This is a genomic window from Streptomyces sp. TBY4, assembly GCF_024213195.1.
Classification (GTDB): Bacteria; Actinomycetota; Actinomycetes; order Streptomycetales; family Streptomycetaceae; genus Streptomyces.
Genome location: NZ_JANAVF010000008.1, coordinates 52977 through 75070, shown reverse-complemented (window position 1 = coordinate 75070; position 22094 = coordinate 52977). Strand labels below are relative to the sequence as shown.

General features: G+C 69.5%; 12 protein-coding genes and 1 pseudogene. 6 read left to right on the top strand and 7 right to left on the bottom strand.

The window, feature by feature from the left end; genetic code table 11:
- Positions 1 to 18: 18 nt before the first annotated feature.
- A complete protein-coding gene (locus NLX94_RS20645; protein WP_254384463.1) occupies positions 19 to 1383 on the bottom strand; it encodes a lysine N(6)-hydroxylase/L-ornithine N(5)-oxygenase family protein in 1365 nt (454 codons plus the stop codon).
- Positions 1384 to 1646: 263 nt separating this feature from the next.
- Here NLX94_RS20645 and NLX94_RS20640 point away from each other — a divergent pair, with 263 nt between their 5' ends.
- Positions 1647 to 2594, top strand: coding sequence for a methionyl-tRNA formyltransferase (locus NLX94_RS20640; protein ID WP_254384462.1), 948 nt, complete (start codon positions 1647 to 1649; stop codon positions 2592 to 2594).
- 579 nt (positions 2595 to 3173) lie between these two features.
- On the opposite strand, the gene NLX94_RS20635 is transcribed toward NLX94_RS20640, so the two are convergent.
- Positions 3174 to 4457: a pentapeptide repeat-containing protein gene (locus NLX94_RS20635; RefSeq protein WP_254384461.1), complete on the bottom strand. Its 1284-nt coding sequence runs from the start codon at positions 4455 to 4457 to the stop codon at positions 3174 to 3176.
- A gap of 1180 nt (positions 4458 to 5637) precedes the next feature.
- On the opposite strand from NLX94_RS20635, the gene NLX94_RS20630 reads away from it, so the two are divergent.
- Together NLX94_RS20630 and NLX94_RS20625 are read left to right on the top strand one after the other, a co-directional pair.
- Positions 5638 to 6582, top strand: coding sequence for a beta-ketoacyl-ACP synthase 3 (locus tag NLX94_RS20630; protein WP_254384460.1), 945 nt, complete (start codon positions 5638 to 5640; stop codon positions 6580 to 6582).
- Positions 6583 to 6600: 18 nt separating this feature from the next.
- Positions 6601 to 6837, top strand: a complete 237-nt coding sequence (locus NLX94_RS20625; RefSeq protein ID WP_254384459.1) for an acyl carrier protein — start codon at positions 6601 to 6603, stop codon at positions 6835 to 6837.
- A gap of 122 nt (positions 6838 to 6959) precedes the next feature.
- On the opposite strand, the gene NLX94_RS20620 is transcribed toward NLX94_RS20625, so the two are convergent.
- The 5 genes from NLX94_RS20620 to NLX94_RS39385 form a co-directional block, all read right to left on the bottom strand.
- Positions 6960 to 9482, bottom strand: a complete 2523-nt coding sequence (locus NLX94_RS20620) for an FAD-dependent monooxygenase (RefSeq protein WP_254384458.1) — start codon at positions 9480 to 9482, stop codon at positions 6960 to 6962.
- A 22-nt stretch (positions 9483 to 9504) separates the two neighbouring features.
- Positions 9505 to 16722, bottom strand: a complete 7218-nt coding sequence (locus tag NLX94_RS20615; protein ID WP_254384457.1) for a non-ribosomal peptide synthetase — start codon at positions 16720 to 16722, stop codon at positions 9505 to 9507.
- The gene (locus NLX94_RS20610; RefSeq protein ID WP_254384456.1) at positions 16695 to 17957 is read right to left on the bottom strand and encodes a cytochrome P450; all 1263 of its coding nucleotides are present in this window, start codon (positions 17955 to 17957) and stop codon (positions 16695 to 16697) included. Before NLX94_RS20610 ends, NLX94_RS20615 begins: the two co-directional genes overlap by 28 nt.
- Before the next feature lie 31 nt (positions 17958 to 17988).
- Positions 17989 to 18810, bottom strand: coding sequence for a cyclopropane-fatty-acyl-phospholipid synthase family protein (locus tag NLX94_RS20605; RefSeq protein WP_254384455.1), 822 nt, complete (start codon positions 18808 to 18810; stop codon positions 17989 to 17991).
- Between the two features lie 396 nt (positions 18811 to 19206).
- The gene (locus tag NLX94_RS39385) at positions 19207 to 19758 is read right to left on the bottom strand and encodes an EF-hand domain-containing protein (RefSeq protein WP_254384454.1); all 552 of its coding nucleotides are present in this window, start codon (positions 19756 to 19758) and stop codon (positions 19207 to 19209) included.
- A gap of 417 nt (positions 19759 to 20175) precedes the next feature.
- Between NLX94_RS39385 and NLX94_RS20595 the strand changes: the two genes are divergently transcribed.
- The 3 genes and pseudogenes from NLX94_RS20595 to NLX94_RS20585 form a co-directional block, all read left to right on the top strand.
- On the top strand, positions 20176 to 21060 hold the full coding sequence (locus NLX94_RS20595) for an SDR family oxidoreductase (RefSeq protein WP_254384453.1): 885 nt from the start codon (positions 20176 to 20178) through the stop codon (positions 21058 to 21060).
- 52 nt (positions 21061 to 21112) lie between these two features.
- Positions 21113 to 21559, top strand: a complete 447-nt coding sequence (locus tag NLX94_RS20590; protein ID WP_254384452.1) for a nuclear transport factor 2 family protein — start codon at positions 21113 to 21115, stop codon at positions 21557 to 21559.
- Positions 21560 to 21714: 155 nt separating this feature from the next.
- A pseudogene (locus NLX94_RS20585) lies at positions 21715 to 22056 on the top strand (transposase); the annotation flags it as partial.
- Positions 22057 to 22094 lie beyond the last annotated feature (38 nt).

Genomic DNA, 22094 nt, shown 5'->3' with positions numbered 1-22094 from the left:
GTGAGCGGACGGGACCTGCTAGACGGCCGGCTGGCGGGCGCCGGCGGCTCCCCCGGCAACCGGGCGCGCCTGGTCGGGCACGGCCTTGAGGTTCCGGTCGAGGATCGAGTCGAGTATCTCGCCGACCCGGACCGCGGTGTTGGACAGCAGGGAGGAGGTGATGCCGTGGGTGTGCTCGGTTCCGCCCTGGAGGTAGATGCCGCAGCTCACTTCGAGGTCGGTCGCCACCCGGTAGTCGCGCTCGACGCGGACCCGGCCCTGGTCGTCGCGGTGGCAGCGGTCCGCGACCTCGCCGAGCAGCCCCAGGCCGTCCGCCTGCTGGTATCCGGTGGCGCAGACCACGACGTCGGCGTCGAGCACGCTCTCCTCGCCGGTGACGAGGGACTTGACGGTGGCGCGGACCCCGTCGGCCGTCTCCTCGACGCCCGTCAGGCGCGAGACGTTCAGGAAGCGCAGGCGCTCGGTGCCGAGCACCTTCTCCTGGTACGACTGCCGGTAGAGGTCGTCGATGAGGTCGATGTCGACCACGGAGTAGTTGGTGTTGCCGTGGTAGCCCATCAGCCGCTGCTTCACGTCCTCCGGGGCGGTGAAGTACTCGTCCACCGCCTGGGGGTCGAAGATGCGGTTCGCGAAGCTGCTGTCGTCCGCCGGGCTGTAGCCGTAGCGGGAGAAGACCGCGCAGACCTCGGCCTGCGGGAAACGGCGGTGCAGGTAGGCGACGTTCTCGGCGGCGCTCTGGCCGGCGCCGACCACGACGAAACGGGTGGGCTCGCCGCCCTCCAGACCGTCGATCTTCTTCAGCAGGTCCGTGTTGTGCCAGACGTGCTCGGTCCGCTCGACGCCTTCCGGCATGACCGGGCGCAGCCCGGTGGAGATGACGAGGTTGCGGGCACGGTGGACGACGACCTCGTCGCCGGAGCGCGCGGTCACGTCGAGGTACTCCACGACGCCGTCACGCGTCACGGGCTCGACGGAGACGACCTGGTGGCCGTACGAGACCATGTCGTCGACCTTGGCCGCGGCCCACTCGAGGTAGTCGTGGAACTCGACCCGGAGCGGGAACAGGTTCTTGTGGTTGACGAAGTCGATCAGCCGGCCCTTCTCCTGCAGGTAGCAGAGGAAGCTGTATTCGCTGGTCGGGTTCCGGAGCGTCACCAGGTCCTTCATGAAGGACACTTGCATCGTCGCGTCGTCGATGAGCATGCCGCGGTGCCACCCGAACCTGGGCTGCTGCTCGAAGAAGTGAGCGGTGACCGTCTCTTGCCTTCCGACGCGCACGTTGTGCTCGCTGAGCGCGATCGCCATGGCGACGTTCGACGGCCCGAAGCCGATACCGATCAGGTCGTGGATCAGTGGTGCGTCGCCAGGAAGAGCCTGTGACATGTCACTCCCATTTGGTGCGGGACAGCCGCCTGCCAGGCGTCTTGTCAGGGGTGGGGGAAAGGGGGAGTCCAGGCGCACCGGTGACCGGCAGCCGAGTGGAACTTAGGTAAAGCTAACCTGATCCAGGCAGGCTGTCGACCAGACAAACCGGACAACAGGCTCACACTTGGGTCAATCAAGCCCAGAATAAGGACTGTTGCGTCGTTAGGTAAGCCTTGCTTTACTTACCTTTGCTTATTTCGCTCTTCCGAGGAGGAACCTCCATGCGGGTCGTCATGTTCGGTTATCAGACCTGGGGCCATCGCACCCTGCAGGCCCTCCTGGACTCCGAGCACGACGTGGTGATGGTCGTGACGCACCCGAAGAGCGAGCACGCCTACGAGAAGATCTGGAGCGACTCGGTCGCCGACCTCGCCGAGGAGCACGGCGTCCCGGTCGTCATCCGCAACCGCCCGGACGACGAGGAGCTGTTCCAGCTGCTCAAGGAGGCCGACCCGGACATCCTCGTGGCCAACAACTGGCGCACCTGGATCCCGCCGCGCATCTACACCCTGCCCACGCACGGCACCCTGAACATCCACGACTCCCTCCTCCCCAAGTACGCGGGCTTCTCCCCCCTCATCTGGGCCCTCATCAACGGCGAGCCCGAGGTGGGCGTCACGGCGCACATGATGGACGAGGTCCTGGACGCCGGCGACATCGTCATGCAGCACGCGATCCCGGTCGGCCCGACGGACACCACCACCGACCTCTTCCACAAAACGGTCGACCTGATCGCGCCAGTCACCATCGCCGCCCTGGACCTCATCGCGTCCGGCCAGACGGAGTTCACGAAGCAGGACCGCTCCCAGGCCAGCTTCTTCCACAAGCGGGCCGAGGAAGACATCCGCATCGACTGGAACTGGCCCGCCGAAACCCTGGAACGCCTGATCCGCGCCCAGTCGGCCCCCTACCCCTCCGCCTTCACCTTCCACAAGGGCAAGCGCCTCGAAATCCTCACGGCCGTCGTCTCCGAGGGCCGCTACGGCGGCACCCCCGGCCGCATCTTCTACCGCGAGGGCGAAGGCGTGGTCATCGTCGCCGGCGCAGACGCCCGCACGGGCCGCAACCACGGCCTGTCCATCACCAGCGTCCGCACGGAAGACGGCCGCGAACTCCCGGCCTCCGAATACTTCAAGTCCATGGGCGGCTACCTCACGTCCCGCCCGTAACCCCCCGAAAACCCCGGCCCGCCCCGGACGGTCCCCGGGCGGGCCGGCCTTCACGGCCGCACAGTCGGCGCCGCCGGGCCGGGCCTCAGGGTGTGATCACGCTGTCGCGGAACTCCTGGTCTCGTGGAACATGTGCTATTCGACCAGGGCAGGGTTCGTCGCGAAGGAAGGTGTTGGTGATGTTCCGCGAGAAGTGCGGGACGAGGTGCCAGCCCTGCTTCAGGAAGGCGTACCTCGTGGCGGTGAACCGCGTTTCGTCGCAGTCGAGATGAGCCGCCTCGAGTGACCTCCAGGCTTCCTCCGGCTCCGCTCGCGCCGCAGTCCCGACACGGCGGCGCCGGCCAGAGGTAACGCGCCGTTTCGAGGCGGAGGGTGACTTACACGCCGAGGTCGAAGCGCGATTGCAGCGCCATGTTGCACCTGCGGCGCAGCGCACCGACCGAGGGGTGGCGAAGCTGCCTCGCATCAACGGCTTCGGCCTCCCGCCGGCCTGTCGCGGGCAGGCCCAGCCAGGCATCGGCTGCCGCGGGATCGTGCTGGACGGCCTCCTCACGCACCCGGCCGGGCTGCGACGATCCATCACTCCGGGCTCGCTCCCGCCCCGGCCTCGCACGCGTCGGCCCGCTCCTTGACCTCCGGGACACCGGCCATCTCCTCGGGGAGCTTGGTGTCATGGGTGAACCGCGCCTTGACCAGCTGGCGCACACTCAGCCCACGGGCCGTAAGGAGATCCGCGCCGGCGAGTTCGGCGTCGGTGAGGTCGGCTCGCGTCAGGTCGGCTCCGCCGAGGTCGGCCCCGGTGAGGTTCGCCTTCCAGAGTTTCGCGCCGGTGAAATCGGCATGGGTGAGGTCCGCACCCTCCAGATCCGCCCCGCTCAAGTCGGCCCGCTCAAGACTTGCGTGACTCAGCACCGCGTTGGCCAGAGACGATCCGGTCAGCTTGGCGTGGCGCAAGGACGCATGACGGAAATCAACGCCCCCCAGGTCCGCTCCCACCAGGACCGCACTGGTCAGGACCGCGTTCGTGAAGCTCACGCCTTGGAAATGCGCTCCGGTGAAGTCGGCGTCCGGGGCAATCGCCTGGGACAGATCGACCTCCCGGAGGCCGGCCCCAACCAGGGTGGCCGAAGCAAGAAGGGCGCCCGCCAGCACGACGTCTTCCAGAAGCGCACCCTCGAATTCGACCCCTTGCAGGTTCGCTTCCCTCAGGTCCACGTCGCGGACCGTGGCGCCGACGAGGCGGGACCCGCGCAGGTCCGTCACGGGATGGCTCTGCCGCACGGGCTGGCGCCCGAGAACCGCCAGGGCCGCACTCACGTCGGCGGCGATGTCGACGCTCGCCCCTTCCCCGGAGTCCTCGTCCGCGCGCCCCTTCCCCACCGGGGTACGCACGAACGCCGACAGGACCTCGACGACCGTTCGGTGGTCCCTCTCGCTGTCGTTCATGACGCGTTCGAGGCTGTAGATGCCACCGAGCCGTTCGTGCAGGTTCCCGGACCCGAGCAGCTTGATCGCCGCGACGTACCGGTCGGTGACCTGCCCCTCCCGCGTCAGCTCCGCCTGCTCGCGGTCCTTCTCCCGCACGTGGGCGAACTGCTCCTGGCTGTGCTCGTAGAGCTTCTCGGCGTGCCGGTGGTTGCGGTGGGTGTAGTACAGCCCGAGCCCCGCGATCGCCCCGGCACCGACGGCGACGAGCATGGTCCGGAAGCCGGTGATGACGACGCCGTCGGCGGGCTGCAGGTTCGTCGCGCGCAGATGGGCCCCGTCGACCCACCACGGCCCGCGCCACAGGAGAAGGACGTACCCGATGGCTGTGGCCACGCCCACGACGGCGAGGACGAGGCGCCTGGTCTCCGGCTTCATGCCACGCATCATGACCGAGCGCACGACGGCGCGGGCACGAACGGAGCATTCCTGAGCTGGAGTTGAGCCAGGACCTCGACTCGACGCCGAGGACGTGATCCGGGTCAGGCGCCCTTTGCGACCGGCTCCAGGATCGCGACGCACTCCACGTGGTGGGTCACAAGAATAAGGTCTACGTAAAACAGGTCGAAGGAAGCCGCAAGTCAGAGCCTTGCGAGACCGACTCCGTGACGTGGACGGTGTGCGTTACGGGCACTACGTGCGGAATCGTGACGCCGGTTTGCCGCGTTTCCACCTCTCATCGCCGTGGGGGCCGGCCTGCCGGGGCCTCGAGGTTGTTGCTCACAGGTTCCGAAATCAGGGTCGCCCCGCTGCCTGCGCGGACGGATGTGCCGGTCGCGACGAGTGCGGCGAGCAGGGCAAGGGCTGCGAGCAGCCCAAAGCGGTGGGTAAGCCGCCCATCATGTTGGCGAGGAGATCGGCGGCGAAGGGAGCAAGTGCGGATGTGGCCGTGGCGGGCGCGCTGAGGATTCCGGAGAGCCGACCATAGTGCTGTGTGCCTCAGGGGTCGGCGACGCGGCCAGCAGGAGCGTGAGGTTGCCGGGCGCCATTCCCGCCACCACCGATACGGCGATCCCGAGGCCTAACGGCCCGAGGCAAGGGCGAAGATCGCAGCGGTCAGGCCGCTGGACGCTAAGAAGGCCACCGCGCGGGCGGGCGTACCAATGTGGCGAGCGAGCAGGATATAGAGCGTTCGACCGAAGGTCTGGCCAGCCCCACCGAGAGGTCGGGGTCCGTGAGAAGCCCCCTGGCTGCCATGCCCTTGGTTTCACCTCTCTTCACTGTGCGGGGGGGGTGTTCGGCGCGACGTTACCGGCCACATGAGACACTACGTATACATGTCGCTACTTGGAGTAGTGTCGCTCACTCCGGAGTAGGCAGGGACGTCTGTGGCGGCTGAACGAGAGGACTCTGACGTGGTGTTCGGCTGCGCCGCACGGGCTGCCCCCGATGACGGCCCGGTGGGCAGTGAGCCGCCCGAGGGTCCCCTGGGGAGCGTGGTGAGGTCGCCCGAGCAGGCTTCCGGTCCGCCTTCGAAGTCGACGGTGGAAAAGTGAGGGATCAAGGTGTGCCGGCGTCCGTCCTGGTAGGTGTCGGATCGTGTTTGCCGCCACGCCAGGTGGCCAACGAAGAGCTGGTCGAGCGCCTGGGTCGGTCGTCCGATTGGATGTTTCAGCGCTCTGGCATTCGGTTCCGGCACATCGTTGCGCCGGGTACCACCAGTGGGGACCTGGCGGTCGCGGCCGGGCGTGAAGCACTGGCCCGGTCCGCGGTCGGCGATGTCGCAGCCGTGGTCGTCGCCACCACATCGCCGGACAGGCCATGCCCCGGCACCGCTCCGAGTGTTGCCTCACGGCTGGGACTGGCCGGTGTGGCCGCGCTGGACGTCCAGGCCGTGTGCGCCGGTTTTGTCTATGGATTGGGTGTCGCGCAGGGCCTGATCGCCGCGGGCACGGCGGACAGCGTTCTGGTGATCGGTGCTGATGCGCTGTCGCTGAGCGTCGCCCCGGACGATCCCACGAGCATGCTCTTCGGCGACGGCGCCGGCGCTGTTGTCCTGCGTTCGGGCCACTGCGAGGAACCCGGTGCCCTGGGGCCCTGCGTGCTGGGCAGCGATGGCGCCGGCCGCGACCTGATCACCGTACGCGGCGGCGGATCCGAGGAACGCTCGCAGGCACATGGCGCCCTGGCGGACCCGTATCTGCGTCTGGAGGGGCAAGAAGTCTTCTGGCGGGCCGTGGAGCACATGACCGCTGCCTCCCGGGCTGCGTTGGACGCCAGGCGGTGGAAACCACAGGACGTGGACCGGATCGTCGCCCACCAGGCGAACGCACGGATCCTCGCCATGCTCGCAAAGCGGCTGGGCGTCACGGCGGATCGTGCACTGGCCAATATCGAGCAGGTGGGCAACACCTCGGCCGCGTCGATCCCGATCCTGCTTGACCACGCCAACCGCGCAGGGGACCTCAAGCCCGGGCACCGGGTCCTGCTGACGGCCTTCGGCGGCGGCTTGACCTGGGGCGCCACCACCGTCGTGTGGCCGCACCTCTCCCACCCGCACTAACTCATTCGGAGAAACGGCATGTACGACATTCTGGTGAGCATCCTGACCGACAGATTGCAGGTGCGGCCCGAGCTGGTCTCCCCCGAAGCCACGCCGACGGCCCTCGGCCTGGACTCACTGTTCGCGGTGGAATTGTCCTTCGTCCTGGAAGAGGACCCCGGATTGAAGATCACCTTTGACGAACTTGCGGAAGCGAGCACCCTGGCGGAGATCGCGGAGTTGATGCGGGTCAAGCAAGACGCGTCGGCGGCGTGAACGCCCACCGTTCGTGCGGTAGTACACGGGCACGGGTGGACCGTTCGCGCAGCGGCAGCCGGGGGTCGCAGGAGCGGGAACCAGGGAGGCCCGCGGGATCCGGCACGTGTTCGGTCCACCCGTCACTCGGCCAGGGCGGACAGCACGGTGAGGACTGAGTCGTCAGCGATACGCCGTGCGCGCAGCGTCGGGATCAGTTCCTCGACGTAGCTGAAGTTCCAGGCGAGTCGGGCGTGACTGGTGGTCGTCGTCGCCACGATGGTGCCCATCACCGAGATGCCCGTGAGGAACTGGGCCTCCTCGACTCGCCACGTGCCCACCCGGTCGGGGAACTCGTAGCGTCCGACGTTGGACAGGCACAGGTTGATCGGCCCCTCTTCGTCCATGAAACGCATGAACGACTCGGCGTCTGCCAGTGACTTCGGTCCTGTCCAGCGCGGCAGGCTGATCGTCGCCAGGTGCTCCTGGCGTCTCCGGCGCCGCACCAGATCCTGGCTGATGGCTCGGGCCATGGGCCACAGCGGTCGGCCGGGCTCGTAACGGACGCGGGAGGGAACCGTGGCCACGTAGGTGCCGACCTCGTCGGGGGACACGGCCGGTTCGAGATCATTGCGGAAGTCGACCGGCGAGCCGATCGCGAAGTGTACCGGCACCGAGACCGCCGCGTCCCGGGCGACCGCCGTCACCATCGCGGCGGCCAGGGCTCCGTGGACCGTGGTGCCGTGCCGTCTGGCCGCAGTCACCATCAGGTCCAGCTGCTCGGCGGTGAGAAACCTGTGCACCATCCGGGTGCGCCGCTGCTCGAACGGCACCTGTTGAGTGGGGACGACCCGCTGTGCGGGGCGCCGCCTGGCCGCCCGCTCCTCCCGTCGCATCATGGCCTTGAACCGGGTGACACCCGCAGCGCCACGGTGGCTAGGAGGGAGCAGGTCGTCGGTCGCGGGCAGGGCCCGTCGCGGGGTGGCCTGAGGCTGCGTGCCGCAGTCCAGTTGCGCGGCCAGTTCGATCCACTCCCGCACCAGGGACAGGCACGTCTTGCCGTCGGCGATGATGTGCGAGGCCGTCAGCACCAGGTCGTGGAGAGTCCCTTCGTCCTCCTCACCCGTGTCTCCAGAGGTGATCACCACCGCGCGCAGCAGCGGACCGGCGCGCCAGTCCACGCTCTCCACGAGCTCGCGGTCGTTCACCTCGCGCTCCCACCACGTGGCGGCCGTGGGATCGTCCGGCGGCACGTGGACGTACCGAAGCGGGATCTGCCTCCCGTCCAGTGGGATGAAGGCGGGGTGCGCTCCGGTGCCGTCGTCGGTGATCGCGACGCGCAGCAGGGGGTGCCGGAGCTGGAGGGTGTCCAGTGCGCGGCGGTGCAGCGACGGTGTCAGGTGTCCGTGGACTCGGACGCGGGCGATGACGTTGAGGGGCGAGCTTCGGTCGGCGATCCAGTAGAGGCGCTCCAACGGGCTCAGCTCGCGCTGTACGCTGCTGGGTTCGGTGGCCGGATCGTCCGCATAGGCGAGGGCCCGGGTGGTCTGCCGGGCGAGGACGTGACGGGGTACCAACCGGAAGTAGGCGTTGCGGAGCAGGCGCCGGCAAAGGCCTGCTCCCTGGGTCAGGTCGCTCATCTTGCGGGCCTCGGTCACCATCGCCCTGGTGCGGTCGCGGCGCCGCTCCTCGTAGGCGCGCAGAGCCCGCACCGGATCGTCGGCCGTCGCCGACTCGGCCAGCGTCCGTGCCAGTACGACGGCGTCCTCCATGGCCAGCCCGGCTCCCTGGGCGAGGGTGGTCAGCATGGGGTGGGCGGCATCCCCGAGCAGAGTGACGGGGCCGTCGCCCCACCGCTCCAGAAAGACCCGGTCGTACGAGGGGACGGTGAGGATGTCCGTCTGCGGGGTGGCCTCGATCACCGCCCGCACCTCCTCGGCCCAGTCCTCGTACGCCCGACCGAGGGCATGCTTGACATGGCCTGGTGCGGGCGGGTCGTCGGGCGTGCTCATGGTCGACCACCAGTAGCAGCGGCCGTGGCCGATGTCGATGAGGCCGAAACGCTGTCCGCGGCCCCAGTAGTGGCGTACGGCGCCCGTGGTAAAACACGGGTGCCGGAAGGGGACGATGCCGAGCCGGATGAGGTAGCCGCTGTCTTGGGCCTGCTCAGGGCCGACGAGGTGGCGTCGCACGGCCGAGTTGAAGCCGTCGGCTCCGATCAGGATGTCCCCGCTCGCCGAGCGGCCGTCCGCGAAGTGGGCGGTGACCCCCGCCCCGGCGGCCTCGAAGCCGACGGCAGTGGCCCCCAGGTGGACCGGGCAGTCCCCGACCTCCGCCAACAGGGCCTCCTGGAGGTCCGCGCGGCTGAGGCAGAAGCTCGGTGCGCCCACCTGGTCGCAGGCGTCCTTGAACGGCAGGTCCCTGATCCGCCGGCCGCGCCGGTCCATGATCCTGAACGACTCCACGGCCTGACCGCGCTTGTCCAGGCCCAGGTCGATGCCGAAGCCGGTCAGGGCGGTGACGGCGTTGCTCATCACCGACAGGCCGGAGCCGGCGTCGCGCAGCTCGGTGGCGCGCTCGTACACCTCGACGTCGATGCCTGCGCGTCTCAGCGCGGCCGCACACGTCAGACCGCCGATACCGGCACCGATGACAAGGGCTTTCACAGGCCGTCCCGATGGCATGGCGTCAGCTCTCCCTGCCGGTTCGGGCGAAGTCGGTGCCGATCAGCCCCGCGACGGTACCGGCCAGTCGGGCCACGTGCGGTTCCTCCATGATCGTCAGGTGGTCGCCGGGGACGCGGACGATGTGGATCCGGCCGCCGGTCATGGCGCTCCAGCCGCTGCAGGGGTCCTGGGCACGGGTTCCGGCAGCGCGGTGCATCGCGGACAGGGCGGCTGGAAGCGGCTCCGCGGCGCGGATCAGCGTCAGGTCCTGGTTCTCTCGCGGGGGCCGGTAGGCCAGCGTTGCCTGCCAATGAGCACGGTAGACGCCGAACAGGCGGCGGATGACGGCCCCGGAGCTGCCGGCCGGCAGGACGCCGCGCTCGCTCGCGACGCGGGCCATCAACGCGAACTTCTCCTCGGGCGAGCCGAGTCCGTCGGGGATGACCCGCTCGGGTGCCGCGCCGCCGTCCCGCGGCCAGAGCAGCTCGTGGAAGAACCACTCCAGCAGGGCCTCGTCGTCGCACGCGATGCGCGGCCCCTGGTCCAGGGCTGTGGTGTCCAGCACCAGCAGAGTGGCCTGCTCGCCCACGGCCCGGAGCCGACGGGTGATCTCGAAGGCGACGAAGCCGCCGAAGGACCATCCGCCGATGGTGTAGGGGCCGTGTGGCTGCACTGTCCGCAGCGCCGTGAGGTAGCTGTTCGCGAGGTCCTCCACCGTGCTCAGCGGTGTGGTGCCGGGGTCGGCGCCGGCGGCCTGGAGTGCGTACAGCGGCTGGTCGTCCGGGAGGTGCCGGGCGAGACCGACGTAGCACAGCACGTTGCCGCCCATGGGGTGGACCATGAACAGCGGCGGGCGTGCGCCTTGCGGCCGGATGGGCACCAGGGGGTCGAACGCCGCTTTCGCCCCACCGTCGCGCAGCCGTGCCGCGAGTCCGGCGGGGGTGGGTGTCGCGATGAACTCCGCCAGGGGGATGTGTACCCGATAGCGCTGTTCGATCCGGACCACCAACCGCATCGCGGACAGTGAAGTGCCACCGAGGTCGAAGAGACTGTCATGCACTCCAACCGCGTCCAGGGACAGCACGTCCGCCAGCATCTCTGTCAGCGTCCGCTCGTAGGTGTCGCGCGGCGCGGTGGCGGGGGCCCGGCCGGGGAGGGCCAGCGGTACGCGGCGCAGGGCGGCGTCGTCACGCTTGCCGCTGGGGGTCAGAGGCCACTCGGATTCCCATTGCAGGTACGAGGGCACCAGGTGGTCGGGCAGGGTGGAACGCAGCCGCTCACGGATGCCGGTCAGGTCCTCGTCCGTGCCCTCGCCGAGGAGAAAGGCGGCGAGGAACGTCTCGCCGCCCGCGCGCCGACGAGCCACGACCGCGGCGTCACGCAGCCCCGGATACCGTTCCGCCAGGCCGGTGAGGGCCAGCTCCACCTCGGCCGGCTCCACACGAAAGCCCCGCACCTTGACCTGTGCGTCGTCGCGCCCGAGGAACACGACATCCCCGCCGGGAAGCACCATGCCCTGGTCGCCCGTGTAGTAGAGCCTGCGGTCACCGTCCGCGAAGGGATGCGCGAGGAACCGCTCCTTGGTCAGGTCCGGGCGCCCCTCGTAGCCGTCGGCCAGGCAGCCGCCACCCAGGTAGATGTCTCCCCGTACCCCGGTCGGCACCGGACGCATCCGGGCGTCCAGTACGTGTACCTCGGCTCCGTCGATGGCTCGGCCGATCGGCGGCAGCGCCGGGAAGGCCGCGGGGTCCCCTGTCATGGTGAACGCGGTGACCACGTGCGTCTCGGTCGGACCGTACTGGTTCTCCAGCACGGCTGACGGAAGCTCGGCGCACAGCGCGCGGATCTCCGGGGTCACGCGCAGCTGCTCACCGCTGGTGACCACCACCCGCAAGGCCCGTGGAACGACGCCCAGCGTGCCGGTGGCTTCGGCCAGTTGCTGGAGGGCCATCGGAGGAAGGAAGACCTGCTCGACGCGCTCGCGGTCGAGCAGGCGCATCAGGGCGGGCATGTCCCGCCGCTCCGCGTCGCCGACCAGGCACAGGGTGCCACCGGAGCACAGCGTGGAGAAGATCTCCTGGAAGGAGACGTCGAAGCTCAGCGGTGCGTACTGCAGCGTCACTCCGCCCGGGACCGCGCTGGGCGCCCCGGCCTGCCAGGCCACCAGAGCGGCCAGGGTGCGGTGCGGCATGGCGACGCCTTTGGGGTTACCGGTGGAGCCCGAGGTGAAAAGGACGTACGCGGTGCTCCGGGCGTCCGGCTCGCGCCGCACCGGGCAGGCCGGCGCAGGTGCGGCCACCGACTCGGCGGGCAGCACCAGCGCCGGGTCACCGGCCAGGTGGGCGTACGGGGGCTCGGCCACGACACGGAAGGGCCGGGCCTGCCCCACCATCGCGGCCAGCCGGGGGGCCGGGTAGCTGACGTCCATCGGCAGGACTGCGCATCCAGCCCGCAGAACACCCAGGAGCACGGCCACGGCCAGCGGGGAACGGTTCATGGCGATCCCGATCCGGGCGTTCGCCGGGACGCCGAGCACGTACAGCCGCCCGGCCACGTTCTCGGCGGCCTCGGCCAGCCGGGCATAGCTCCATCGCTCCTCACCCATCACCAGGGCGGTCGCGTCCGGGGTACTTGCGGCCTGATCGGCGAAGCGCGCCACGACCGTGGGGTGCTCCGTGGGTGGGGCGAGGACGGGACGGGGGGCGAGGAAGTCGAAGTGCGGTCCGCTGTAGGGCTGTTCCACCATGCGGTGCAGGATGCTCAGGTAGCCGGCCGCGAAAAGGTCGCCCTGCTCGGCCGAGAACGTCGCACCGTCGCAGTCGATGCGCAGCCACATGCCGGCGCCGTCCGGTTCGGTGACCGCGTTCACCAGGAGGCGGAAGTCGTTCTCCTCCCAGGTGCGGAATTCCATGAGCCGCAGACCGCGCAGCCCGAGGACGTGGGACAGCTGGTGGAAGCGCACGTAGTTGAAGGCCGTGTCCAGCACGGCCCCACCGTGGTCCTCCTGGATCGCGCTCAGCGGGTAGCGGCGGTGGGGATGGCCGTCCTGCTCCTGGCGGAAGCACTCACGCACCGCCTCCAGCCAGCTGTCCCGTGCGGTGTCCAGGCGCACGGGGACGGTGTTCAGGAAGAGCCCGGCCATGCGCTCCGCCCCGGCCAGTTCGGGTCGGCCATGGGTGATCAGGCCGGTGGTCACCTCACGGGTACCGGCGAGCATGGCCAGCGTCAGGGCGTGCGCCGCGAAGAGTACGGACTTCACGGGCAAGGAGTGTTCGGCCGCGAAGTTCCGCACCCGTTCGACGAGGGCGCCGGGCAGGTCGACTCGCCGCGAGGCCGGCTGGTGGCCCGTACCGGGCAGACGGGGCGCGAACGCCTCGATGGGCAGGGACGCGCAGCCGGCCAGCTTTTCCCGCCAGTAGCTCCGCGCCTCTTCGGAACGCAGAGCGCTCTGCTCCGACCACACATGCGTCGCCGGTGAAGGAGGCGCCGCGTCCTCGACCGGGCCGGTGTTCAGGCCGATGCCATGGGCGTAGTCCTGGAGGAGCTCCTGGAGCAGGGTGGCGACACTGCCGCCGTCGAGGAGCGCGTGGTGGAAACTGAGGACCAGGTCGACGGTGGCGGGCCGCACATGGGCGCGGAACAGGCACAGCGGCGGCCGGTCGAACGCGTAGGGGTGGCGGCGGCGTGCCTCGATGTGCGCCCGTACCTCGGCCTCGGCCGCCGTACTGTCGAGCGGACGCAGGTCGGCGATCTCCAGGCCGCCGTGCACCCGGGAGTGAACGACCTGCAGCGGTTCGGCGCCGGCCAGGTCGAAGGCCGTGCGCAGTGCCGGGTGGCGTGCCGTCAGCCGGTCGAAGGCGCGACGGAACTGCTCCTCGTTCCACGGCATCTCCAGGGTGTACCGGAAGACGTCCCGGTACCTGGCCGACCTTTCGTGCCGGCGGCTGTGATACAGCAAGCCGAGCTGGAGCCGGGTCAGCGGGTACGCGTCCTGGGCGTCCCGCAGGCGGGCCCGGTCGACGTCGGCCACCAGGGCGAACGGGACCAGGACGGCCTCGGTCCCGGATGCGTCGCACTCCTCGGTGCACGTGGCGAGGCCGGCCACCGTCGGGTTGCGCAGGAGGTCGGTGAGCGAGAAGCGCAGACCGCGCGCCTCCGCCTCGGCGCGCACCTTGAGCATCGTGATCGAGTCGCCGCCGAGGGCGGAGTAGTCGTCGTGGATACCCACCGCTTCATGACCCAGGACACCGGCCCAGACCTCGGCCAGTACTGCCTCGGTCCGGTTGCGCGGCTGCCCGCCCGCGGTGGCCTCCCGGACGTCGTACGGTGGGGGCAGCGCGTCGCGCGCCGCCTTGCCGTTGGGGGTCAGCGGAACGGCGTCGATCCGGGTGAAGGACGCCGGAACCATGTACGCCGGCAGCGTCTGCCCGAGCCGTTCGCGCAGCAGTGCCGTGTCGATCGGGGCCTCGGCCGCGTAGTAGCCGGCCAGGACCGTTCCGCGGTGGGGGGTGGTGTGGCCCACCACGATGGCGTCCCGTACGCCGGGGACCGCGCGCAGGGCGGCGGCCACCTCGTCGGGCTCGACGCGGTTGCCCCGGATCTTCACCTGGTTGTCGATCCGTCCGAGGTACTCCAGGGTGCCGTCCGCGAGCCACCGCCCCAGGTCTCCGCTGCGGTAGAGGCGGCCGCCCGGCACGAACGGGTCATCGCCGAACTTCTCGGCGGTCAGCTCCGGGCGGCCGAGGTACCCGCGGGCGACGCCGACTCCGCCGATGCACAGCTCACCGGCGGCACCGACGGGTTGCGGCAGGTCGTCGGTGCCCAGTACGTACAGCCTTGTGTTGTCGATCGGCCGGCCGATGGGCACCCGCGCGATGCTACGGCCGTGGCCGCCGGGGCAGTCGTAGTACGAGACGTCGACGGTGGCCTCGGTCGGGCCGTACAGGTTCACCAGCCGCATCGGCTGCTCCGTGCCGCTCTCACGACGCCATGAGTTGACCACGCGGTTGAACTGCTCGACCCGGGCGGCGGGCAGGGCCTCGCCACTGCAGAAGACGTGCCGCAGGGTCCGGACGGCCTCGCGGGCCGCCGCCGACTCCTCCAACACGTCGAGGAACGGGCCGAGCATGGAGGGGACGAAGTGCACGGCCGTGACGCCGTGCTCGCCGATCGCCCGCAGGACCTCGCGGGGATCCTTCTGGCCCCCGGGCGGCAGCAGGGCCACGGCCGCGCCCTCGACGGCCCACCAGAACAGCTCCCACACCGAGACGTCGAAAGAGACCGGCGTCTTCTGCAGGAGGACGTCCCGTTCCCCGAGCGCATAGCGGCGCTGCATCCAGGCAAGGCGGTTGACGACGCTGTGGTGCTCGACCATGACGCCCTTGGGCTGTCCGGTCGAGCCGGAGGTGTAGATGACGTACGCGACGTCACGGGAGGTGGCGAGCGGTTCGAGCGGGGCGCCGCTGCCGGTCAGCAGGTCACCGACGCGTCGAACGGCCGCGGCGGGGGAAGGACCGGCTGGGGCCTCGTCATCGACGATCACCACCTTGGCACGGCTGTCGCGCAGCAGAGAACCCACCCGCTCGGCCGGGTGGCCGGGGTCCACCGGTACGTAGGCGCCGCCGGACTTCAGGATGCCGAGCAGCGCGACCGGCAACCGCGGTTCCCGCTCCATCATCACCGCGACCCGGTCGCCCGGACCGACGCCCTCCGCGCGCAGGGCCCGCGCGACCCGGTTGGCCCGCTCGTCGAGTTCGGCGAAGGTCAGCGTCTCCCCGGATGCCGAAACCACGGCGGTCCGGTCCGGCCGGCGGGCGGCCTGCACCTCGAACAAGCCGTGCAGGGTGGCCTGATCCGCGTAGGGCACCTGCCGCCCGTGGGCACGCCCGGCGGTGAGGTCCTGGTATTCGGCCGGGGAGAGCATGGGGACCTCGGACAGGGGCCGGTCCAGCAGATCCAGACCGTGCTCCAGGAGCGTCATGAGGTGCCCCGCCACGGAGGCGATGGAAAGGTCTTCGTCGAAGACGTCGCGGGCGTAGTCCAAGTCGACACGCAGGTCGGCCGTGTCGTCGAAGGCGGACACCAGGACGCCCAGTGCGTCCTGGTCGTGCGAGCGGGCCATCAGGGTGCCCCGCCGCGCGACTCCCGGAATCTCCGGCCGGGGCCAGTTCACGTAGGAGAGCGTCACGTCGAAGAGCTGCCGTGGGCCCCGGGCCGGGGCGGGTACCTCACGCAGGATGTCGCCGAGCGAGAGCCGCTCATGGCGCCGGAGCACGCGGGTCGCGCCCTGGACGTCGGCGAGCAGTTCCCGAACGGTCCGCTCGCCGGGTGCCGCGACCCGTAGCGGCAGGGTGTTGGCGAACTGGCCGAGCACCTGCCTGTGTCGCCCCGTCGGGCGGTTGAGGCAGGGTACGCCGAGGACCACTTCCTCGCTTCGGTGGATGCGGGCCAGGTACATGCCGAGCATGGCCGCGACATAGGTGAAGGGCCAGTAGCCCGCGGCGCGGACCCGGCCGATGAGGGCACCGTCGATCATGAACGAGTGGCGGCCGCTGTCGCGCGGACCGCTGTCCGTCGTACGGGAGAAGAGCGCGGGTGCCACCCCGTGGAGGTATTCCCGGTAGAAGGCGCGGTCGCGGTCGCCATCCGCGCCGGCGCGGTAGGTGGCATCCTCTTCGACGAACGGCAGGTACGAGGGGGCCTCCCGGGCGCTCCCGTTGGGCACGTCGTGCGGTGCCCGGGCGTAGTCCTGGAGGATCTCGTGGCCCAGCCGGTCGAGGGTCCAGCCGTCGGCGACGATGTGGTGGGCCTTGATGTGCAGATGCGTGACGTCCGGGCTCTCCAGGAGAACTGCGGCCGCTACGAGGGGGCCGCCGCTGAGCGGCAGGGTGCCCGCCATCGACCGGCGCATCCACTCCGCGCAGGAGATGTCCGGTTCTGGCTGGCGCGAGAGGTCGACCACGGAGACCTGGACCCTCTCCTGTGCCACCCGTTGGAAGGGAACGCCGGCACGTTCGGCGAACCGCAGCCGGAACGTCTCGTGCCGGTGCACCACTCGCTCCACACAGCCGGCCAGCCGGTGGTGGTCGACACCCCCCTCCAAGCGCTCATGGAGGACGCAGTTGAACTGCGGTGACTCCGGAGCCTGGGAGCCGGCGGCCCATACATCGCGCTGATACGCCGTCAGTTGACGGGACGCTTGGTGATCGATGCTCAACTGTTCGACGTTCCTTCGAGGCATACCGGGATCTCCCGGTGCCCGTTGAAGATGAGGGAGGGCAGTGGAGTCAGGAAGCTCGGTTCGACGGCGAGCCGGAGGCCGGGAAACCTCGAGAAGAGCGCGGACAGCGCGATGCGGCCTTCCAGACGGGCGAGTTCCGCGCCCAGGCAGTATGTGGAGCCGTGACTGAAGGCCAGGTGCTCGCGAGCGGTGGCGCGGGTGATGTCGAAGAGTTCGGCGTCCGCGCCGTGCACTGCGGCGTCACGACCGACCGCGGCGTAGTTGATGATGAGGGCGTCACCCCGCGAGAACGTCAGTCCGGTCGCCTCGTCGGACAGGTCCTCGGTGGGAAAGCGCATCATGAAGCTGGCCACCGGAGCCTGGTGGCGCAGGGTCTCCTCCACGACCTGTTCCCAGCCCACCCGGCCGGACACGGCCATGTCCCGTTGGGCCGGGTGCGTGAGCAGATTGACCGCGGCGTGGTCGAGCAGGTTCGCCGTGGTCCCGTAGCCGGCGCCGAGCACCATCCAGATGCTGTCGGCCAGCTCCCGCTCGTCGATCAGGCCCTCGTGGTACGCGCCGACCAGAGAGCTGGCGATGTCGTCACCGGGATGCTCCGTCTTGATCACGAGCAGGTCCGCGAGGAGCCGCGCGGCCTCGGCTGCGGTGGCGTCGGTCTGTTCCATGGTGAGGTCCGTGGTGAAGACCGTGTCGTTGATGGCCTGGAACCTGTCGTGCATGGCCTCCGGCAGGCCGACCAGCATGGTGACCGTCAGCCACGGCAGTCGCGAGGCGAAGTACGTCCGCAGGTCCACCACTCCGTCGGGAGCGACGGCAGCCGCCTCCGCGAGGTCGTCCAGCAGCGTGCTGGTGGCGTTCTCGATCCACGGGACGAGCGCCCGTACGCGGCGGGCGGTGAACGCGGGGACCAACGGGCGGCGCAGCCGTCTGTGATCGGCCCCATGGGCGGTCTGGACGGTGCGGATGTCGACCCAGATCCGCAGCGGCCAGTCGGCGGGAAGATCACCGTGGATGAAGGCCGGCCAATGCCGGTGGGCGTCCTTCGAGACCCGTGGATGGATCAGCAACCGCCGGGCGAGACCCGGGTCGGTCACCGACCACGCCGGCACGCCGCCGGGCAGCTCGACCTGGACGGCGGGTCCCAGCGCACGCAGCGCCGCGGCTTCGCCGTGGATGTCAGCGGCGCTGCCGTCCAGGCGGAAAGGGCAGCGGGCCGGGGAGGGCAGGGAGGACATGCGTCACGACCTAGACGGTACCGGCTGGGGCTCAGGAGCGAACGGCGGTCAGGAGGCCATACCGCAGCATCGGGACACCGAAGACCCACTCGCCGAGGTCGGCCGCCGTTTCCATTTCGCGCGCCTCCTGGCCGTCGAGACCGCGTGCGGCGTTCCGCCAGCCGTCGACCATGCTGTCGTAGCACCGCCGGACGTTCTCGGTGATGTCGGTGTGGTCCACCACCTCCAGGCCTGATTCCCGCAGCATCTTCCGGTATCCGTCAGTGCTCAGCGAGAACTTGAAGAACGTATACGCGTCGGCCATGCGGGTGGCGTCCGGGAGATCGAGGTCGCCTTCGAGACTGTGCTCGGCGATGACCAGCCGCCCGCCAGGGCGCAGGACCCGTGCGATGTGGCTGATGGCCGCCTCTTGGTCCTTCATGTGCATCAAGGACTCGATGGCGTACGCGCCGTCGAACGTCTCGTCCGGGAAGGGGAGTTCCATGGCATCGGCCAACTGGAACGTGGCCCGTCCGGGGAGCTCCGGCGGCTGCGGGCGGCTGTTGGCGAGGGCGATCTGGTAGTCGCTGACACTGACACCTGTGATCCGCACGGCATGGTGCGCGGTGATGCGCGCCGCTGTGCTCCCGTGGCCGCATCCCACGTCGAGCACATGCTGTCCTTCGACCGGCGCGAGGCGTTCGGCGACGAGGTCCGTCAGCCGGTCGGTCGCCACCTCCATCGGGCTGCGATCCGCTTCGTCGTCCCAGTAGCCGACGTGGATGTTGCCGCCGAGCGCACGGTCGTACACGTCCGTGTGGCGGTTGTAGAAGGTCCCCACTTCGCGGGAGGTGTGGGGGGGTTGCGTCAGCATGAGGTGCCTTTCACGGTTGTCGAGTCGCGCGCTGGGATCGCGGACGGATCCGGTTGTCCCCACACGAAAGCTCCTGCGACCAAGGGGACGGATACAGCGATGAGTAAGAGCCGGGCATTCAGACGGGGCGGTGAGCGGCGAGATCATCGGATCCCCCCGGCGTGCTCTCTGCTCATGCACTGCTCACCACTGAAAAAGCCTTTCGACGGATGTCGCTGCGGACACCCAAGAGCCGCACTGCAACCGCGCTCGGGGGCCGGGGCGGGCCGGGGACACGCCACACAGCGATTTCATCCCGGGCCATTACCGCCCACCACCCGAATGCCGCTACGGCACATGTCTCAGCCGGAGCGCATTCCGAGAGCGCGATTGCAGTACGAGCTCATGCGGATCCGCTCACACGCGCCCGAAGAACATGCTGCCCGGCGCGTCCGGGTCGTTCGAGAGGAAGTGCTCGCGCACCGCGCGGATGAACTCGTGGCGCGAGATCACGCCGTCGCCGTCGGTGTCCAGCTTGTGGAACGCCTCCATCCCCTCGTTCGCGTCGCTCTTCCACACGTCCCGCAGGAACCGGGCGAACTCGTCCTTGCTGATCTCGTTGTCGCCGTCGACGTCGATGACGTCGAAGATCGCGTGACCGCCGCCCTCGGTCACGTTGAGCCGGCTGGTGTCGATGACCGCGAGGCGGTTGGCGGTGATGAACTGGTCCTTCGTGAGCCGGTCCCCGTCGACGCCCGCGTGACGGAGCAGCTCCAGCCAGTAGATCTGGCAGAAGGTCTGGAGCGCCCTGGCCCGGCGGTCGTCCTTGGAGAGCTTGTACGCCTTGATGTAGCGGTCGGCGAGCTTCTGGTAGTCCGTCCAGTCCAGGTAGCCGTCCTGGTTGGCGTCCATGGTGTCGAACGTGCGCTCAAGCTTGATGGTGATGACGTCCTGCGCAGCAGCGGTCACGTGTTCTCCTCGGGGTCGAAAGCGGGGATGTCGTGATCACCCTCTCTTGCCCGTGACGTGGGAAAACTTGGCGAAAGGTTCCTGTTCTGCCTTTTCACCCCTTCGGACTCAACTCTTCCCGCGGAACGTGTCCACCGCGGAGTTTCACGGTGCCCGGCGGCCCAGTCGACCGGCTTCGACCCCGCCGTCGGGCCCGCGTGCGCGCCACGATCGGTTTCCGGCAGTAGTTCCAGGGAGTTCATCCCGTACCTTTCCGACAGCGCCCTCCGGTGAGGGGCATCCCGTACCGAATACAGGCGGGGAAACCCGAAACTTCCGCTCGTGGCCGCGGTTATCCCGGCGAAGCAGACATGGCGACCCGCCGTCGGACGGCTGACGCGGTCCCGTCTGCCTCCCGTCCCGAAATGGAGTGGGAAAGTGTCGAAGTCGTGGGGCCCGACGTCACCCGCAGGCCGGACCGTGCTGATCACCGGAGCCTCCTCAGGTCTGGGGGAAGCCTGCGCGCTCCACTTGGCGCGGACCGGTTTCCACGCCCTGGCCGGGGTCCGCCGGCCCGAGGACGGAGAACGGCTCCGAGTCGCCGCCACCGGGCGACTGACCTCGGTGATCATCGACGTGACGGACGAGAAGTCGGTCCAGGCAGCGCTGCAAAAGGTCACCGAACTGACCGGTGGGACCGGGCTGTGGGGGCTGGTCAACAACGCGGGCATCGCTGTCACGGCTCCGCTGGAGTGCGTACCGATGGAGCTCTTGCACCGGCAGTTCGACGTCAATGTGATCGGCCATCTGCAGGTGGTCCAAGGGTTCCTGCCACTGCTGCGAGCCGGCGCCGGGCGGATCGTCAATATCTCCTCGGGCGTCGGGAACGTCGCCCTCCCCTACCTCGGTGCCTACGCCGCCGCTCAGTTCGCCAAGGAGGCACTCAGCGACACGCTGCGCCGCGAACTCGTCCCGCAGCGGATCCCGGTCGTCGTGATCCAACCGGGCGCCGTCCTGACTCCGCTCTGGGACAAGATGTCCGACGAGGGCAACCGGGCACTGAACAGCGTCCCGAAGCCGGTCCAGGAGCTGTACCGCCACTCGTTCCAGCAGTTCATGAAGGACAACGAGACCTCGGCCCGGACCAGCCGCACGACCCCCGACGACGTCGCCCGAGTGGTCTTCCGCGCACTGATCGCCAAGCGGCCCAAGACCCGCTACACCGTCGGCCGGGACGCGACCGGCGCCCGCGTGCTGGCCAGGCTGCTGCCCGACCGGGCGATCGACCGGATCCTCGGCGGCATCGTCACACCCGCCCGCTGACCGTTATCCGCGCGACCCGACACCACAACACAGAGATAGGAGTAGCACCGGTATGACCACGCCCCAGGAGCTGAAAGACCTGTTCCGGCACGGCCTGGACCTGCTGTCGGAAGGGAGGATCGAGGAGTGGGTCGACGGCTTCACCGAGGACGGCGTCCTTGAATTCCCATACCCCGCCTGGGGACTTCCCACCCGCATGCAGGGCCGGGAGGCGCTGCTCGCCCAGATGACGATTTTCCGTGAGCAGCTGAAGGTCGAGTTCTCCGAACCCTGCTTCTACACCGCCGGCGAGGACGGCCTGGTAGTCGCGGCCTTCACCGGCGAGTGCACTCTGCTCACCACCGGGGGCCAGTACCACCAGACCTACCTGTCGGTGGTGCGGTTCGAGCAGGTCCAGATCGCGCTGTTCCGCGACTTCTGGGATCCCTGGCTGGTGATGGAGGCCGCCGGCGGCGAGCTCGCCTGGAAGCAGATCCTGCCGACGCTGGCCCCCAGCTGATCCTCCGCCCCCGGCCCGGCCCACAAGGCGTCACCGGCCCCGCACCTCTCTTGCCGACGGGACATACCGTCCCGCCGACCGCAGCTGTCTGGGCTCTTCCGGGCAGGGCCAGGGCGACGACCAGTCCTCGGGCGGCACCTGATCTATTGGACTTGTCCAGCCGGGCAACGCCATACCGCCTCCTGGAGGAACTGGGGCGGCGTCACCCGACGTTCCGGCTGAGCACGAAGCGGAACCGGGACATCGCCGCACCGCCCGGCGGGGTCTACGGGAAGCTGCGGCCGACACGGCCGGTCGAGCATCTGCTGATGGATACCAACCGCCTGGACGTCTTCACGCTCGACCCGGTCACATTGGAGTGGTTGCAGGCGGAACTGACCGTCGCGATGGACTGGTACACGCGCTGCGTTGGGGGGATCAGGGCCACGCCGGTGTCGGCGAAGACTGTCGACACCAGCGTCGCCCTCCATCAGGCGTTCCGGCCTCGGCGGGCGGGGGCGTGCTCTCGGGTTGCACACCATCGGGTGAGGGGACG